This window comes from Paracoccus sp. KR1-242, from assembly GCF_049446195.1.
GTDB classification, from domain to species: Bacteria; Pseudomonadota; Alphaproteobacteria; order Rhodobacterales; family Rhodobacteraceae; genus Paracoccus; species Paracoccus broussonetiae.
This window is the reverse complement of sequence record NZ_JBMSED010000001.1, coordinates 389,167-405,217: the sequence shown is the minus strand read 5'-3', so window position 1 is coordinate 405,217 and position 16,051 is coordinate 389,167. Positions and strand designations below refer to the sequence as shown.

Genomic DNA, 16,051 nt, shown 5'->3' with positions numbered 1-16,051 from the left:
CCTTGCTGTCACATTCCACACAGGGATGTGAGGAAGCCGCAATGAACGTGATCCGGGGGTCGGTCCGACCCCTGCCCGCCTGCCGATGCGCCTGACGCTGCCCCGGTCCCGTCAGGGCAAGGGCAATCGTATCCTGCCCTCCGCCGCCATCGCCGCGCTGCTGGCATTGATCCTGTGGCTTGGCGGACAGCTTGCCCTTCAGCAGTCGCTGGCCGCTGGCCAAAGCCGCGCTGCGAATGCGCTGCGCCTGACCGTGAACGCGCTGCAGGCCGATCTTTCGCGATACGAGGTCGTGCCGCAACTGGTGGGCGATCTGGACCTGATCCAGAAACTTGCCGCCTCGCCCAACGATCCGGCGCTGCGCCGGCAGACAAACCTGTGGCTGGCCGAGCAGAACGCCACCGTCGAGGCCTCGGACATCTACCTGATCCTGCCAAACGGAGAGACGATCGCCCATTCGACCTATCGGGGTCCGCAAAGTTTCATCGGCCAGAATTTCAGCTATCGCCCCTATTTCATCGACGCGATGGCCGGGCACCCGGCGCGGTTCTATGGGGTCGGGACGACGTCGGGGGTCAGGGGCTATTACTTCTCGGCTCCGGTCAGGAACGATGCAGGCCGGATCATGGCCGTCGTCGCGGTCAAGATCGGCGTCGACCGGATCGAACGGTCCTGGCAAGGCGGCGAATTTCGCGTGCTGGTCACCGACCCGGACGGCACCGTCTTCCTGTCCTCACAGCCCGGCTGGCTTTACCACAGCCTTCTTCCCCTGACTCCCGAACGCACCGCCCGCAGCGCCGCCGTCCGCCGCTATGCCGAGACGCCGGTGACGGAATTCGCGCTGGAGCGGCTGGTCCTGCATGGGGTTCCGTTGTTGCGGCTTCCCGACGGCGCGGGTCGCAGGGAATATGTCGTCGCCTCGGACCAGATGCCCGAGGCGGGATGGACCGTACATGTGCTGCTGGACAGCGCGAACCTGCGGGCCGAGGCACGTTTTGCCGTGCTTGGCCTTGTGCTGCTGCTATCTGCCGCCGGCTTCGGCGCGCTGATGTGGCGCCAGCGTCGTGCCCAGACCGCCGAGAGGCTGGCGATGGAGCGTTTCGCCCATGCCGAGCTTGAGCGCCGCGTGATCGAACGCACGGCCGCGCTGGCCCGTGCCAACACCCAGCTGGAGCAGGAGATCGCCGAGCGTCGCGCGACCGAGGCCGAGTTGCGGGCGGCTCAGGCCAGCCTTGTCCAGGTCGGAAAGCTGGCGGCGCTGGGGCAGATGTCCGCCTCGCTCTCGCATGAAATCAACCAGCCGTTGGCCGCGGCGCGGAACTATGCCGACAGCGCCGCCATCCTGATCGAGCGCGGCGATTATGCGCGGGCGCGGGACAATATCGGCCAGATCCTGTCGCTGGTCGACCGGATGGCGGCCATCGGCAAGCATCTGCGGCAGGCGGCGCGCAAGCCCGACGACGTGCTGGGGGCGGTGTCGCTGCACGCGCTGCTGGATGAAACCCGCACCATCGTCGCCGCCCGATTGGCGGCAAGCGGCGCCACGCTTGAAATTGATGTGCCCCCCGACCTTCCGGCCCTGCGCGCCGGTCCGACGCGATTGCAGCAGGTGCTGGTCAACCTGGTCTCGAACGCCGCCGACGCGGCCGAGACCGCGACCGACCGGCGCATCACCCTGTCGGGCCGGCTCGAAGGCGAGGTGATCGCCATTCGCGTCCGAGATCGCGGTTCGGGCATTCCCGATGCGATTGCCGGGCGGATCTTCGACCCCTTCTTCACGACCAAGGGAGTCGGCGCGGGACTGGGGCTGGGGCTGTCGATCACAGCCAATATCGTGCGCGACTTCGGCGGAGAGATTTCCTGCCGGAACGCCCGACCGGGTGCCGAGTTCTGCGTCCGGTTGCATGTCGCCACCTCTTCCGGGGTCGCGGCATGAGCGGGCTGGCGCGGGTTCTTCTGGTCGATGACGACCCGCAGATGCGCAGCTCAACCACGCAGGCGCTGGAACTGGCGGGCTTCGATGTCGAGCCGCTGGGATCGGGGGACGAGGCGCTGGCCTTGGCGGGGCCGGGATTTTCCGGCGTCGTCGTCAGCGACATCCGGATGCCCGGCATGGATGGCATGACGCTGCTTGGTCGGTTGCACGAGGTCGATCCCGAAATTCCGGTCATCCTTGTCACCGGCCATGCCGAGGTGCCCCTTGCGGTCGAAGCGATCCGGGGCGGCGCCTATGACTTCATCGAAAAGCCCTTTGTCGTGCAGGACCTGGCAACGGTCATCCGTCGTGCTGCCGAACATCGCGGCCTCGTGCTGGAGAACCGCCGCCTGCGCGCCGTCGCCGGCAAGCGCGACGACGTCGAGGCCCGCCTGCCCGGTCGCACCCAGGTCATGGTCGATCTGCGATACCGACTGCGCGCCATCGGCGCTTCGGACGCGGATACGCTGATCATCGGCCCGACCGGCGCGGGCAAAGAGGTGGTGGCGCGCGCATTGCACGACATCTCGGCCCGTGCCGGGCGGCCCTTCATCGCCATCAACTGCGCCGCCCTGCCCGAAGCGCTGATCGAATCCGAGCTGTTCGGTCACGAGGCCGGGGCCTTTCCCGGCGCATTGCGCCCGCGCTATGGCAAGTTCGAACATGCCCGCGGCGGCACGGTCCTGCTGGACGAGATCGGCTCGATGCCGCCCGAGTTGCAGGCAAAGCTGCTGCGCGTCCTGCAGGAGCGCGTCATCACCCGCCTTGGCTCGAACGACCCGGTGCCGCTGGATGTCCGCTTCATTGCAATCAGCAAGACCGACCTGACCGGGGCCGTCGCACGCGGCGAATTCCGCGAGGATCTGTTCTGGCGGCTGAATGTCGCGGTGCTGCATGTCCCCCCGCTTGCGGCACGACGCGAGGACATCCCCTTGCTGTTCCTGCAACTGGTCAGGGAATCTGCCGCCCGGCACAACATCCCCGAGAGAGAGACCCCGGCCGCCTTCCTGTCCGGTCTTGCGGCACGGGACTGGCCGGGAAACGTGCGCGAGCTGCGCAATCTGGCCGAGCGGTTCGTGCTGGGGCTGGAGGGGGCAGAGCTTGGCCCAGATCCGGGTGCGAAGCTGTCCGACCGTGTCGCCAGTTTCGAACGCAGCCTGATCGCCGGCGCCATTGCCGCACATGGCGGCAGGCTGCGCCCGGTCTATGAAACGCTCGGGATTTCCCGCAAGACGCTTTACGAGAAGATGCAGAAATACGCGCTGGACCGGCGTCTGATCCTTGACCCCGGAGACGACGGGCCGGGTTGACCCGATGATGGGTGGATATCCACCCCTCTCAATCCCGTGATGTCACCTTTTTCACCCATTCCATATGCACCGCCCGCCAATTCCGGCCGGTGACCGTGCTTTGCATTTGGCGATGCACCCGCGTCGCCCCCAGTCTGGCCCAAGCGGCGGCACGATGAGGAGACCGCCGAACCTGCATTCCTTGGGAGGGGAAGATGGCAATCTCGAAACTTCTCGGCGCGATCTGCGCCGTGACCATGTTGACCGCGCCGGCTTTCGCCGAGGGCTATCCCGACCGCCAGATCACCATGGTCGTGCCGTTTTCGGCCGGCGGTCCCACCGATACCGTCGCCCGGCTGGTGGCCGAGCGCATGTCGGCAGACCTTGGCCAACAGATCGTCGTGGAAAACGTCGGCGGCGCTGGCGGCACGCTGGGCGCGGGCCAGGTCGCCAAGGCTGAACCCGACGGCTATACGATCCTGCTGCACCATATCGGCATGGCGACTTCGGCCACGCTGTATCGCAACCTCGCCTATGACACGCTGAACGCCTTTGAATATGTGGGCCTCGTGACCGAGGTGCCGATGGTCGTCGTCGCGCGCAAGGATCTTGAGCCGACCGATTTCAAGGGCTTCATGGATTACGTCAAGGCCAATGGCGACAAGCTGACGCTGGCGAATGCCGGGATCGGGGCGGCCTCGCACCTGTGCGGTATGCTGCTGATGCAGGCGCTGGACACGCCGCTGGTCACCGTTCCCTACAAGGGGACCGGCCCGGCGATGACCGACCTTCTGGGCGGTCAGGTCGATATCATGTGCGACCAGACGACCAACACCACCCAGCAGATTCAGGGAGGCACGATCAAGGCTTATGCCGTCACTACGCCCGAACGGCTGCCGCTGTTCCCCGACCTGCCCACGGCCAAGGAATCGGGGCTTGAGAATCTTCAGGTCGGCATCTGGCATGGCATCTATACCCCCAAGGGCACCCCGGCCGAGGTGAATGAGCGCCTGTCGAAGTCGCTGCAGACCGCGCTGGCGGATGAAGGCGTCGTCAAGGCCATGGCCGATCTCGGGACCGCGCCTTCGCCTGCCGAGGATGCGACCCCCGCCGCGCTGAAAGCGAAACTCGAATCCGAGATTGCACGCTGGAAACCGGTGATCGACGCCGCCGGCGTCTATGCCGACTAGCCCTTTCGGTCCCGCCGCGCCCGGCGCGGCGGGAAACCGCATTGAACAGGGGGGAAACATGTCCACCAAACCCAAGGATTCCACGGATATCGCGACCGGCCTTCTGCTGATGGCCGCCGCGGCCTTTTTCGGCTGGCAGACTACCGGGCTGGAGATCGGGACGTCGCTGCGCATGGGGCCCGGCTACTTCCCGATGGTCCTGTCGGGGTTGCTGTTCCTGCTGGGCCTGCTGATCCTGCTGAAAGCATTCGGCCGCGCGGACGAGCCTTTTGGCAGGGTCGCCTGGCGCGGCCTGATGTTCATCCTGCCCGCGCCGGTCTTCTTCGGACTGACGGTGCGCGGACTGGGCTTCGTTCCGGCGCTGTTCCTGACGACACTGATCGCCGCGCAGGCCTCGGTTCGGATGCGACCGCTTTACGCGCTGGTGCTGGCGCTGGCGGTCACGGTGCTGTCGACGCTGATCTTCAGCTATGGGCTGGGCCTGCCCTTCCGCCGCTTCGGCCCTTGGCTTCAGTTCTGAGGAGGGCGGCATGGATCTTCTCAGCAACCTTGCCCTTGGCTTTTCGGTCGCCTCGTCTCTGGCGAACCTGGCCTTCTGCCTGATCGGGGTCATCCTTGGCACACTGATCGGCGTGCTTCCGGGGATCGGCGCGACGGCCACCATCGCCATGCTTCTGCCGATCACGTTCCAGCTTGAACCGGTCAGTTCGCTGATCATGCTCGCCGGGATCTATTATGGCGCGCAATACGGCGGCTCGACCACTGCGATCCTGATCAACATGCCGGGCGAAAGTTCGTCCGCCGTGACGGCGATCGACGGCTATCAGATGGCTCGGAAAGGCCGCGCCGGAACTGCGCTTGCGACGGCCGCAATCGGGTCGTTCTTTGCCGGCACGGTCGCGACTTTCCTTGTCGCGATCTTTGCACCACCCCTGACCACCATCGCGCTGAAATTCGGCGCGGCCGAGTATTTCAGCCTGATGGTGATGGGTCTGGTGATGTCGGTGGCCCTTGCCCATGGCTCGGTCCTCAAGGCGCTGGCCATGGTCGTGCTTGGCCTGCTGCTGGGCCTTGTGGGAACCGACATCTATACCGGCGCGCCGCGCTTCACGCTGGGCATCACCCAATATGCCGACGGGCTGAATTTCGTGGCCCTGGCCGTCGGCGTCTTCGGCATCGCCGAGATCCTGCGCAATCTTGAAGATGAGCATGATCGAGAAGTGATGACCAAAAACATCAACCGTCTGTTCCCGACGCGCGACGAGCTGCGCGAGATGATCGGCCCGATCCTGCGCGGCACCGCCGTTGGCTCGGTCCTGGGCATCCTGCCCGGCGGGGGCGCGATCCTGGCCAGCTTTGCCAGCTATACCGTGGAAAAGAAGCTGTCCAAGCACCCCGAGGAATTCGGCAAGGGCGCCCTTGCTGGCGTCGCGGGACCGGAAAGCGCGAACAATGCCGGCGCGCAGACCAGCTTCATTCCGCTGCTGACGCTGGGCATTCCCGCAAACCCGGTCATGGCGCTGATGATCGGCGCGATGATCATCCAGGGCATCGTGCCGGGTCCGAACGTCGTCAGCGAACAGCCTGCGTTGTTCTGGGGCATCATCGCCAGCATGTGGATCGGGAACCTGATGCTGGTCATCCTGAACCTGCCGCTGATCGGGCTGTGGGTCAAACTGCTGACGGTGCCCTATTACGTGCTGTTCCCGATCATCATGGCGATGTGTTCGATCGGGGTCTATTCGGTCGCCTCGAACACCTATGACCTTTACGCCGTCGCGTTCTTCGGGCTGCTCGGCTATGCGATGACCAAGCTGCGCTGCGAACCCGCGCCGCTGCTTCTGGGTTTCGTCCTTGGCCCCCTGCTGGAAGAGAACCTGCGCCGGGCCATGATCCTGTCACGGGGCGATCCAACCACCTTCATCACCCGTCCGATCAGCGCCACGCTGCTTCTGATGGCCGCCGCGATCCTGGTGCTGGTCTTCCTGCCCCAGATCCGCAAGCGCCGGGACGAGGTCTTTACCGAAAGCGACGCCTGAGGTCGCGATAGAATGGGAGGAGAAACATGATGCTGAAAATCACCCGGCGCCTTCTTCTGGGCGCCGCAATGGCCGCAGGGCTGGCCGGGGCCGCGGCCGCCGCGTTCCCCGACCGCCCGATCACGCTGGTGATCCCCTTCGCGGCCGGCGGCTCGACCGACGTGGTCGGGCGCATCGTCGCCGACCGGATGGGGCAGGCCCTTGGCCAGCAGGTGGTGGTCCAGAACGTGGGCGGCGCAGGCGGCAGTCTGGGCGCGCAGCAGGTCGCCAAGGCCGATCCCGACGGCTACACGATCCTGATGGGCACGGTCGCGACCCATGCGTTGAACCCGCTGATCCTGAAGCAGAAGCCCTATGACCCGGTCACGGATTTCGCGCCGATCTCGCTTCTGGTGCTGGTCCCGAACGTGCTGGCGGTGAACCCGGAATTGCCGGTCAAGACCGTGCAGGAGCTGATCGACCTGGCGAAAAAAGACCCGCTGGCCTATGCCTCGTCGGGGAACGGGACACCGCTGCACCTGTCGGGCGAGTTGTTCAAGTCGATGGCTGGCGTCGATATCACGCATATCCCCTATAAGGGCTCGGGTCCGGCGCTGACTGATGTTCTGGGCAACCAGGTGCCGATCATCTTCGACAATCTGCCGTCTTCCTCGGGCCATATCACCAGTGGCAAGCTGCGGGCGCTGGGGGTGACGACCAAGGAACGCGTGCCCTCGTTCCCGGATATCCCGGCCATTGCCGAAACGCTGCCGGGATATGAAACCTACAGCTGGAACGCGCTTTTCGCGCCCACCGGAACCCCGCCCGAGGCCATTGCCGCGTTGAACAAGGCCGCGCTGGAGGCCATGGCCGACCCGGCGGTCGTGGCCCGCATGGGCGAATTCTCGGCCAGCATCGTCGCCTCCAGCCCCGAGGAACTGGCCGAGCACGTCAAGGCCGAGATGGCGAAATGGGAGCCGGTCGTGAAGGCCGCGAATGTCAGCCTGGACTGAAGCGCCACATCCCGAAACCACGGCCCGGAGATCCTCTCTCCGGGCCGTTTTCGTTTGCGGACGCGCGATACGGCCGGTGCCGCCAAAGCCGTGCCGCAAGTCTGCTTGACAGAGCCCGCAATCCTGCGCCAACACAGGAACGCTTCGGTTTCCGGCGGTACTGCCGTCGGATCAAAAGGGAATGCGGTGCGCCGAAAGGCCATGCCGCGGCTGCCCCCGCAACTGTAGGCGGTGAGCGAAGGCCGACGACGCCACTGGGAAACACCCGGGAAGGCCGGCCCGAGCAGCGATCCGCAAGCCAGGAGACCTGCCGCAGCACTCACCCATTTCCGGCGCGGGGCGCGCCGTGAAAGCGGCCATTCCGCAGAGGTGAAGATCACCGGCCTGTGGCAGGGACCCCGGTTCCCGTCGCGGGCAATCCGCAGCGGCAGGCTCCGGCCTGCACAGGAAAGGCCAAGGCATGAAGTTGCGCCATCTGTTTTCCACCGCCGTCACCGCCACTCTTCTGCCCGCCGTCGCCCCCGCGCAGGATGTGGTGACGCTGGACCCGGTCATCCTGTCGGCCGGCTTCGCGCCGATCGCCGGGGACGCCTATGGCCGCGCGTTCACCGTCATCACCTCGGACGAGATGGAGGCGCGGGGCATCGCCACGATCCAGGATGCCCTGCGCGCGGTGCCGGGCGTTTCGGTTTCAAGCACCGGATCGACCCATACCCAGGTCCGCATCCGCGGCGGCGAAGCAGATCACACCCTGATCCTGATCGACGGGATCGAGGCCACGGGCGGAGCGGATGAGTACATCCTGAGCGGTTTGGAAACCGCCAATGTCGAGCGGATCGAGGTCCTGCGCGGCCCGCAATCAGTCTATTATGGATCGAACGCCTCGGCTGGCGTGATCAACATCATCACCCGAAAGGGCGGCGAGGGGCTGTCCTATGGCGGCGCGGTCGAGGTTGGAAACGGTGCCTCTGCCTCGGCCTATGCCAGCCGGAACGGATCTCGCGGCGGGCTGGCGGTGAATCTGTCCGCGAAGGACGACCACGGGTTCGACCAGTCGGGCGATGGCGGCGAAAAGGACGGGCTGACCCGCAAGACGATCGGCCTGTCCGGCTGGTTCCAGGCGACCGACGACCTGCGGCTGGGTGCCACACTGCGGCGGGCGACCGAAACCTATGACTATGATGCCGAAAATTACAGCGCCACCACCGCCGACGAATATGTCGTCGACGATCCCGGCCTGTTTGGCGACCGGGACGAATTCCAGGGCGCGACCTGGGCCGAACTGTCGATGCTGGACGGACGGCTGACGCAGCGCCTGGAATATCAGGACAGCATCTTCAAGCAGAGCCTGCAGGGCGAAAACGAGACACGGGGCGAAACCCGCAAGCTGAAGTACCGGCTGAGTTTCGGGTTGGACGGCCTTGCCGTCGACGAAGCCCACCACCTTCTGAACGTCATGGTCGAGGGGCAAAAGGACGAGGCCTCGACCGCGCCGGATTTCGACCGCGAGATGACCTCGCTGGCCGTCGAGTACCGGGCGTTCCTTGACAATGGCATCGATCTGCAGGCCGGGATCCGTCATGACGACAACAGGGTCTTCGACGACTTCACCAGCTGGAACATCGGCCTGTCCTGGCAGATTCCAGACCGCCCATTCCGGCTTCATGCCTCGGCCGGGGCGGGGATGGTCAATCCCTCGTTCTTCGAGCTTTACGCCAATGACGCCTACAGCGTCGGCAATCCCTTTCTCGCCCCCGAGAAGAACCGCGGCTTCGACCTTGGGATCGAGGCCGAACTGCCCAATGGATTGGGCAGCATCGACGTGACCTATTTCAACGAGCGGCTTGAGGACGAGATCACCTATGTCTACGGCGCCGCCCCGGATGGCCGGGCCAGCTATGTGAACCAGTCGGGAGAAAGCCCGCGCCAAGGGATCGAGGCCAGCGCCCGGATCAAACCCACCGCGAACCTGGACCTTGCGCTGAGCTATACCTATCTGGACGCAAAGAATCCCGACGGCTCGATCGAAATCCGGCGTCCGCGCAATGAATTCGGACTGTCCGCCACGCTTGCTGTGCTGGAAGGCCGCGGCCAGGTCACCGCCGATTTCCGCCACGTCTCGGGCAATTTCGACACGCGCTTCTTCGGCGACTATGCGACGGCCGAACTGCCGGCCTATAACCTTGTGAACCTGTCGGCGGGCTATGACCTGACCGAACGGGTGCGGGTGACAGGGCGGGTCGTGAACCTTTTCGACAGCGAGTATTCGGACGTCTGGGGCTTTGCCTCGCAGGGTCGTACGCTTTATGCGGGGCTGCAGGCCCGATGGTAAGGTCCGGGCTTCTGGCACTGGCGCTGGCGCTGCCTTGCGCCGTTCCCGCGCGGGCCGATGTCCCACAACGGGTCGTGTCGATGAACCTGTGCACCGATCAGCTGGCCATGCTGCTGGCGGGACCGGGACAGCTTGTGTCGGTGTCGCGCCATGCGGGCGATCCCTCGACCTCAGCGATGGCGGATCAGGCGCGGGCCTTTCCCGCCAATGGCGGCACCGCCGAAGAGATCTATCTGCTGCGCCCCGATCTTGTACTGGCGGGCGATTACACCAACCCCGTCACCCTTGCGATGCTGCAAAGGCTGGGCATTCGGGTCGAAACCTTTCCGGCGGATGAAACCGTCGCCGGGATCCGCGACAACCTGCGCCGCATGGGCGAACTGCTGGGGCGCGAACCTGCCGCCGGGGATGCAATCCGGGATTTCGACCGCGACCTGGCCCGGCTGGACGACGCCCCGCCGGGTCCACGCCCGCTTGCCGCGCTTTACGCCGCCAATGGCTACAGCTCGGGCAGCCTGACCTTGCCCGGCCAGATCATCGCGCTGGCCGGATTCGAAAACCTTGCCGACCGCAGGGGGATCGCCGCCGGGGGCTACCTGCCACTGGAAACGCTGCTGCTGTCCGGTGCCGACCTGCTGGTCAAGGGGCGGCGTTATCCCGGTCGCTCTCGCGCCGAAGAGCCGCTGGACCACCCCGCCCTGCGGGAGCTTGCGCGTCGCCTGCCCTCGACACCGATGAACGACCCCGAATGGGTGTGCGGCACCCCCTTTGTCCTCAATGCCGTCGCCCGGCTTCGGGACCAGCGCCTGGCCATGCCGGAGGCGAAATGATCCGCGCAAGCTATCCCCGCCTACTTGCGCTGCTGGCCCTGCTGGTCGTGGCGCTCTTCGTTGCATCGCTTTTGATCGGCCCCGCGGGGGTTCGCCCCGGCCCCGCCCTCGCGGCGCTGCTGGGTCACGGCGACGAGATGCTGGCGCTGGTCATGCGCGAGATCCGGCTGCCGCGCGCCATTCTGGGCGTGCTTGTCGGGGCGGCGCTTGGCATGTCTGGCGCGGTCCTTCAGGGTTTTCTGCGCAACCCGCTGGCCGAGCCGGGGTTGATCGGGACCAGCGCCTCGGCCGCGCTGGGGGCCGTGCTTGCGATCCATACCGGCCTGTCGCTGGCCTTTCCTCTGGCGCTGCCGCTGGCGGCGCTGGCCGGGGCACTGGTTTCGGTCCTGCTGGTGCTGATACTGGCCGGCGCGCGGGGCGGAGCGCTGGCGCTGATCCTTGCGGGCATCGCGATTTCGGCCCTGGCGGGTGCCGCGACCTCGCTGGTGCTGAACCTGTCGCCCAACCCCTTTGCCGCCAACGAGATCATTTTCTGGACGCTGGGATCGCTGGCCGACAGGTCCATGCTGCATGTCTGGATCGTCCTGCCCTTCCTGCTGGCCGGCTTTGCCCTGCTGGTGCCGATCACGGGACAGCTGGATGCGTTGACACTGGGCGAGGATGCGGCCGCGTCGATGGGCGTCGACCTTCGCAGGCTGCGATTGTTGCTGGTCGCCGGCACAGCGGCGCTGGTCGGTGGCGCCACCGCGGTTGCGGGAACCATCGGCTTCGTCGGTCTGGTGGTACCGCATGTGCTGCGTCACGCGGTGGGTGCGCGCCCTTCGCGCCTGCTGCCTGCCTCGGCGCTTGGCGGGGCGGCGATGGTGCTGGCGGCCGATGTCGCGGTGCGCCTGATCCTGCCCGAACGCGACCTGAAGCTGGGCGTGCTGACGGCGCTGGTCGGCGCGCCATTCTTTCTGCGCCTGATCCTGAAGACACGGGGGAACGCGCTATGACCGGGTTGGTTTTGTCCGGCCTGTCATGCCGTCACGGCCGCCGTGTCGTGATCGACGGCATAGACCTGGCCCTGCAACCGGGCGAGTTCGTGGGACTGATCGGCCCCAATGGCGCGGGCAAGACCACACTTTTGCGCGCGGCACAGGGATTGCTGCCTTTCGCCGGGCAATCCTCTCTGGCCGCGCTGCCGCCGCGTGAACGCGCGCGCGCGGCCGCCTTCATGCCGCAGGGACGCGAGATCGCCTGGCCGGTCTCGGTCGAGGCGCTGGTCTCGCTCGGGCGCATCGCCCATCCCGACGCCGCGGCCGAGGTCGACCGACTTGCCACCGATCGCGCCATCGCCGCGCTGGGGCTGGACAGGCTGCGCCACCGCAGCGCCACCACCTTGTCGGGGGGCGAGCAGGCCCGCGCACTGCTGGCCCGCGCCTTGGCTCAGGAAACGCCGCTTCTGATCGCGGACGAACCGATCTCGGGGCTGGATCCGGCCGCGCAGATCGAGGTCATGCAGATGTTCCGCCAGCTTGCGTCGCAAGGGCGCACGGTGCTTGCTTCGCTTCACGACCTGGGGCTGGCGGCGCGCCATTGCACACGACTGGTCCTGCTGCACCAGGGTCGCATCGCGGCGGACGGGCCGCCACGCGCGGTCCTGACGACGCGCAACCTGGCCGATTGCTTCGGCATCGCGGCCCATGTCGAAGAGGCCCCGCAGGGCCTGATCGTCCAGCTTCTGGGTCGCGCCGCCCGGGACACCTGATCCGTCCGGGCGGCGGCAGGATCAGATGATGATCAAGTCGTTTGCCAGCGCCTGGATATTGGTCAGGTTCTCGACCGTCAGGCTGTGGCCATTGCCGAAGTTGAAGACCACGTCGCCATCGGCGACGGTGGCAAGGCGCAGCACTTGCGCCACCGATCTGGGCGCGCCGCCCCACAGCGCGTCGTCGATCTGGATCGTGTCGATGTCGTTCTGAAAGTCCATGATCCGGTCCCGCCCGGCATTGAACAGGAAGACATCCGCCCCCGCGCCGCCCCACAGGCTGTCGTTCCCGGCATTCCCGCTGAGCATGTCATTGCCGCCCAGTCCCCGAAGCTGGTTCGCGTTGGCATTGCCGTAGATCACGTTCGCCTCGGCATTGCCGGTGCCGTTGATCGCGGCGGTTCCCGTCAGGCGCAACTGTTCGAGCGCGGACCCCAAGGTGAAGCTTGCAGCGGAATTGACAAGGTCGATGCCGCCGTTCGCCTGCTCGACGATCACGTCCAGAGCATCGACGTGGTAGACATCGTTCCCGATGCCCCCGACCAGCGTATCGCGCCCCGCCCCGCCGATCAGCGTGTCGTTGCCGCCCCCGCCGTTCAGCACGTCGTTCCCGGCATTGCCCCAAATGGTGTTGTTGAAGGCGTTGCCCGAGACCCGGTCGTTGCCCGAACCGGCCTGCAGGTTTTCAAGCCGCGTATCCGTCATGATCGAGATGTTGCCGACCAGCCCATAGGCGTCCGAAATTCCGCCGCCCGCCATCACGATCCGCTGGTTCGTCGTGTCGCTGCGCAGGTCAAGCGTGTCGACCCCGCCATCATCCACGATGGTAAAGGTGATGTCATTGCGGGTGGCCGGAGAGGCGAGCAGGTTTGAGATCCGGGTATAGTTCCCCCCGGCATTGCTGTGCTCGCCATAGATCGTGTTTCCCGTGCGCAGGTCCGCATGCCCGTAAAGCACGCGCATCGCGGCAACATCCGCCATCATGGCCGAGGTGACAAAGGCGGTATCGGCATGGATGTAGGGATTTTCGTCCTGGCTGAAATAGGACATCACCGATGCCTGCCAGCTGTCGTTGCGAAACAGGTTGTCGACCCCGAAGCTTGCCGAGCCGTTATAGTTGCCGGCATGACCCAGCCCCAGCGCGTGGCCGATCTCGTGGATATAGGTCTGGAAGGAATAGGTCGCGAAACCCGATCCATAGGCGCGAAGCCAGTCCAGCCCGATATTCACGCTCGAGCTGTCGATGGTGCCGCCAAAGGTGGTGCTGGTGGCATAAGCACCGGAATAGCGGTCGTCGATGACGATGTCCGCGGTGCCGCTGGCCGGATTGGTGTTGAAGCGGATGCCGGTCGCGTCGGTCCAGGCCTGCAGCGCCGCGACGGCAAGTCGGCGACCGTCTGCGTTCAGGCCCGAGATATCGACTTTCAGCACCTCGCCCGGATCGACGTCGAAGGCCCGCCGCGTCTCTCCCCGATCCTGCCAGAACCCGTCGGTCAACTGCCGGGCGATCTGCGGGATCGTGTAGGTGGGAACGGTATTTGTCGCGATGCGCAGCGAATAACCGCCCGAATCGGACCAGCTATAGGCTGCCGCGTCCAGGTAATATGTCCCCGCCTGGGCAATCGTCACGACGGCACGAGAGTTCAGCCCCGAGCCGCCATCGTCATTCGAGGCAATGACCGCTCCGTTCGCCGAATGGATGCGAAGATAAGGATCGCTCAGCGAGTTGGCCCCGTTTCCGTTCAGCGTGACGACATAGACCCCCGGTTGAAGGTTGACACGCACCCAATCGGCATCCCCACCGCGACCGATCGAGCCGTTGAACGTGTCCCCGACACTCATCGTATGGGTCGTGGTCGTGTTTGCACGGGCATCGGTTCCCTCGACCCGAACGGCGCGCGGAACGTCCTGTGACGTTGCAGATCCAAGGATCGCATCGCGCAGCAGGTCAGTGGCAAGGGTCATCGAAGGCTCCTGAAGAATGGGAAATCACGGAAAAAGGCCCGTCCGGCGGACAAGGGCGCGGGCGAAGTCTTCCAGCTGTCCGGGTGCAAGCCCGTCCCGGTCCATGGCGACGGTTTCTCCGGTCTCGCCCTGCTGGCGCTGACCGTTCCTGACCAGATCGATCCGCGCGCGAAGCGTGTCGGGACGGGGGGATTGCGCAACAAGGACAAGGGCAGGATCGGCATCAGACAGGCCGCCGCGGCGGGATAATTCCGCGCGGACCGCCGCGCAAAGCTGCTCGGCCCCCGCTCCCTCAACCTCGCAGTTCAGGGACAGGGGTTCACTGGCAAGGGTCGGGGCAGAACCAAGAAGAAGCAAAAGCAGACAACCGGACAAGGCATTGGGCATAAGGATTCGGTCGCTTCTCGCTTGGCAACGAATCCATCTTAATCAATGCCTTCGCCGTCACGCCACCTGTCTATTTCGTCGATTTTTGGACAACCTGGGCGTGCATGAAATGCGCCCGCCCGCGGCAGGTTTTCCAACATATAGGGGAAATCGGGAAAATGGTCGGAGCGAGAGGATTCGAACCTCCGACCCCCTGCTCCCGAAGCAGGTGCGCTACCAGGCTGCGCTACGCTCCGACCGTGGAGCGGCAGGTAGCCCGGCCAACGCGGGAATGCAAGGGGTTTCGTTCGCTTTTCTGATCGAAGCTCATTGCTGGTTCAGAAGACGGCGCAGAAGGCTTGCGCGGGGGGCAGTCACGGTCTCGCCCCGCAAACGCGCCTCGGTCACCGGACGCAGGCGCGACGCGCCGCTGCCCTCGCGCATCAGGATGAACAGGCCCGATCCGATGATCAGTGCCGCCCCGCCAAGCGTAAGCAAGCCGGGACGCTCATCGAAGAAAAGCCAGCCGTAGCCGATGGCCCACAGCATCTGGGAATATTGCATGGGCGCGACATTGGCCGCCTCTCCGGTCTGATAGGCGAGGATCAGCAGGAACCCGGCGGACAGCCCCAGAACCGCGATCAGCCCGGTCAGCGCAAGGTCGCCGCCCGCCATCGGCCGATAGGCCAGCCCCAAGGACAGGCCGGTCAGGACGAAGTTGCCGATGATGGGCCACAGGATCAGGATCACCGTCCGCTCGGACCGCCCCAGTTTGCGGACCGAGATCGCGGCCATCGCGCTGGAGAAAGCGGCCAGCAGCCCGGCCGCATGGCCAAGGCTCAACTGGACATAACCCGGTCGCAGCACGACCAGCACGCCCAGCAGGCCCACCGCCACCGCGGCCCATCGCGACAGGCCGACCTTTTCCCCCAGGATCGGGACGGACAGGACCGTGATGATCAGGGGCGAAGCGAACAGGATCGAATAGATCTGCGCCAATGGAAGGACCGAGAACGCATAAAAACCGCAGATGCCGGAATTCACGATGCAGGCCGACCGCAGCGCCACCCAGAACGGAGAGCGCGGCCGCAGCGTCCCGTGGGTCGGATCGCGCAGCAGCAGGATGGCGATGGGCGGAAAGGAAAACAGGGCCGAAAAGAACAGGATCTGCAGCGCGGGATAGGTTTCCCCCAGCAGCTTGATGATCACGTCATGGGTCGAATAGATCCCCATCGACATCAGGGCGAACAAGGCGCCCTTCAGGTTTCCGCGCATCGCCCCTCCCCGGCCCGCAGAATGGAAAACGCCCGCCGTGATGGCGGG

Annotated in this window: 13 protein-coding genes, 1 tRNA gene and 1 riboswitch; of the genes, 10 read left to right on the top strand and 4 right to left on the bottom strand. The window is 65.7% G+C overall.

The features are described from left to right. Nucleotides 1–85: 85 nt before the first annotated feature. The 10 genes from ACO2Q4_RS01975 to ACO2Q4_RS01930 all read left to right on the top strand — a co-directional run bounded on the left by ACO2Q4_RS01975 (nt 86) and on the right by ACO2Q4_RS01930 (nt 12,397). A complete protein-coding gene (locus ACO2Q4_RS01975; RefSeq protein WP_423316977.1) occupies nt 86–1,936 on the top strand; it encodes a sensor histidine kinase in 1,851 nt (616 codons plus the stop codon). After that, nucleotides 1,933–3,285 carry a sigma-54-dependent transcriptional regulator gene (locus ACO2Q4_RS01970; RefSeq protein WP_423316975.1) on the top strand — a complete coding sequence of 451 codons (1,353 nt, stop codon included), beginning with the start codon at nt 1,933–1,935 and terminating at the stop codon, nt 3,283–3,285. Before ACO2Q4_RS01975 ends, ACO2Q4_RS01970 begins: the two co-directional genes overlap by 4 nt. Nucleotides 3,286–3,479: 194 nt before the next feature. Further along, on the top strand, nt 3,480–4,454 hold the full coding sequence (locus tag ACO2Q4_RS01965; RefSeq protein ID WP_311760666.1) for a tripartite tricarboxylate transporter substrate-binding protein: 975 nt from the start codon (nt 3,480–3,482) through the stop codon (nt 4,452–4,454). 58 nt (nt 4,455–4,512) lie between these two features. Next, nucleotides 4,513–4,974: a tripartite tricarboxylate transporter TctB family protein gene (locus ACO2Q4_RS01960; RefSeq protein WP_423316973.1), complete on the top strand. Its 462-nt coding sequence runs from the start codon at nt 4,513–4,515 to the stop codon at nt 4,972–4,974. Between the two features lie 10 nt (nt 4,975–4,984). Continuing rightward, complete coding sequence (locus ACO2Q4_RS01955; protein ID WP_423316971.1) at nt 4,985–6,493, top strand: tripartite tricarboxylate transporter permease; 1,509 nt, start codon at nt 4,985–4,987, stop codon at nt 6,491–6,493. Nucleotides 6,494–6,522: 29 nt separating this feature from the next. Then, on the top strand, nt 6,523–7,485 hold the full coding sequence (locus tag ACO2Q4_RS01950) for a Bug family tripartite tricarboxylate transporter substrate binding protein (RefSeq protein ID WP_423316969.1): 963 nt from the start codon (nt 6,523–6,525) through the stop codon (nt 7,483–7,485). Between the two features lie 128 nt (nt 7,486–7,613). Next, nucleotides 7,614–7,814, top strand: a riboswitch (cobalamin riboswitch). A gap of 131 nt (nt 7,815–7,945) precedes the next feature. Continuing rightward, nucleotides 7,946–9,817: a TonB-dependent receptor plug domain-containing protein gene (locus tag ACO2Q4_RS01945; protein WP_423316967.1), complete on the top strand. Its 1,872-nt coding sequence runs from the start codon at nt 7,946–7,948 to the stop codon at nt 9,815–9,817. Next, nucleotides 9,811–10,647 (top strand): ABC transporter substrate-binding protein, encoded by an 837-nt coding sequence (locus ACO2Q4_RS01940; protein ID WP_423316965.1) that lies wholly within the window; start codon nt 9,811–9,813, stop codon nt 10,645–10,647. The genes ACO2Q4_RS01945 and ACO2Q4_RS01940 overlap by 7 nt, the downstream gene beginning before the upstream one ends. Next, nucleotides 10,644–11,642, top strand: coding sequence for a FecCD family ABC transporter permease (locus ACO2Q4_RS01935; RefSeq protein ID WP_423316963.1), 999 nt, complete (start codon nt 10,644–10,646; stop codon nt 11,640–11,642). Before ACO2Q4_RS01940 ends, ACO2Q4_RS01935 begins: the two co-directional genes overlap by 4 nt. Continuing rightward, a complete protein-coding gene (locus ACO2Q4_RS01930) occupies nt 11,639–12,397 on the top strand; it encodes an ABC transporter ATP-binding protein (protein WP_423316961.1) in 759 nt (252 codons plus the stop codon). The genes ACO2Q4_RS01935 and ACO2Q4_RS01930 overlap by 4 nt, the downstream gene beginning before the upstream one ends. A gap of 21 nt (nt 12,398–12,418) precedes the next feature. Here ACO2Q4_RS01930 and ACO2Q4_RS01925 read toward each other — a convergent pair whose 3' ends face one another. The 4 genes from ACO2Q4_RS01925 to ACO2Q4_RS01910 form a co-directional block, all read right to left on the bottom strand. After that, on the bottom strand, nt 12,419–14,362 hold the full coding sequence (locus ACO2Q4_RS01925; RefSeq protein ID WP_423316959.1) for a M10 family metallopeptidase: 1,944 nt from the start codon (nt 14,360–14,362) through the stop codon (nt 12,419–12,421). 24 nt (nt 14,363–14,386) lie between these two features. Next, nucleotides 14,387–14,749 carry a hypothetical protein gene (locus ACO2Q4_RS01920; RefSeq protein WP_423316958.1) on the bottom strand — a complete coding sequence of 121 codons (363 nt, stop codon included), beginning with the start codon at nt 14,747–14,749 and terminating at the stop codon, nt 14,387–14,389. A 159-nt stretch (nt 14,750–14,908) separates the two neighbouring features. After that, nucleotides 14,909–14,985 (bottom strand) — tRNA-Pro (locus ACO2Q4_RS01915). 70 nt (nt 14,986–15,055) lie between these two features. Beyond that, a complete protein-coding gene (locus ACO2Q4_RS01910; protein WP_311760676.1) occupies nt 15,056–16,003 on the bottom strand; it encodes a DMT family transporter in 948 nt (315 codons plus the stop codon). Between the last annotated feature and the right edge of the window lie 48 nt (nt 16,004–16,051).

What these genes read in the sequence shown, in the direction of transcription:
- ACO2Q4_RS01975 (WP_423316977.1), top strand. Translation starts at nt 86, where the DNA reads ATGCGCCTGACGCTGCCCCGGTCCCGTCAGGGCAAGGGCAATCGTATC.
- ACO2Q4_RS01970 (WP_423316975.1), top strand. Translation starts at nt 1,933, where the DNA reads ATGAGCGGGCTGGCGCGGGTTCTTCTGGTCGATGACGACCCGCAGATG.
- ACO2Q4_RS01965 (WP_311760666.1), top strand. Translation starts at nt 3,480, where the DNA reads ATGGCAATCTCGAAACTTCTCGGCGCGATCTGCGCCGTGACCATGTTG.
- ACO2Q4_RS01960 (WP_423316973.1), top strand. Translation starts at nt 4,513, where the DNA reads ATGTCCACCAAACCCAAGGATTCCACGGATATCGCGACCGGCCTTCTG.
- ACO2Q4_RS01955 (WP_423316971.1), top strand. Translation starts at nt 4,985, where the DNA reads ATGGATCTTCTCAGCAACCTTGCCCTTGGCTTTTCGGTCGCCTCGTCT.
- ACO2Q4_RS01950 (WP_423316969.1), top strand. Translation starts at nt 6,523, where the DNA reads ATGCTGAAAATCACCCGGCGCCTTCTTCTGGGCGCCGCAATGGCCGCA.
- ACO2Q4_RS01945 (WP_423316967.1), top strand. Translation starts at nt 7,946, where the DNA reads ATGAAGTTGCGCCATCTGTTTTCCACCGCCGTCACCGCCACTCTTCTG.
- ACO2Q4_RS01940 (WP_423316965.1), top strand. Translation starts at nt 9,811, where the DNA reads ATGGTAAGGTCCGGGCTTCTGGCACTGGCGCTGGCGCTGCCTTGCGCC.
- ACO2Q4_RS01935 (WP_423316963.1), top strand. Translation starts at nt 10,644, where the DNA reads ATGATCCGCGCAAGCTATCCCCGCCTACTTGCGCTGCTGGCCCTGCTG.
- ACO2Q4_RS01930 (WP_423316961.1), top strand. Translation starts at nt 11,639, where the DNA reads ATGACCGGGTTGGTTTTGTCCGGCCTGTCATGCCGTCACGGCCGCCGT.
- ACO2Q4_RS01925 (WP_423316959.1), bottom strand. Translation starts at nt 14,362, where the DNA reads ATGACCCTTGCCACTGACCTGCTGCGCGATGCGATCCTTGGATCTGCA.
- ACO2Q4_RS01920 (WP_423316958.1), bottom strand. Translation starts at nt 14,749, where the DNA reads ATGCCCAATGCCTTGTCCGGTTGTCTGCTTTTGCTTCTTCTTGGTTCT.
- ACO2Q4_RS01910 (WP_311760676.1), bottom strand. Translation starts at nt 16,003, where the DNA reads ATGCGCGGAAACCTGAAGGGCGCCTTGTTCGCCCTGATGTCGATGGGG.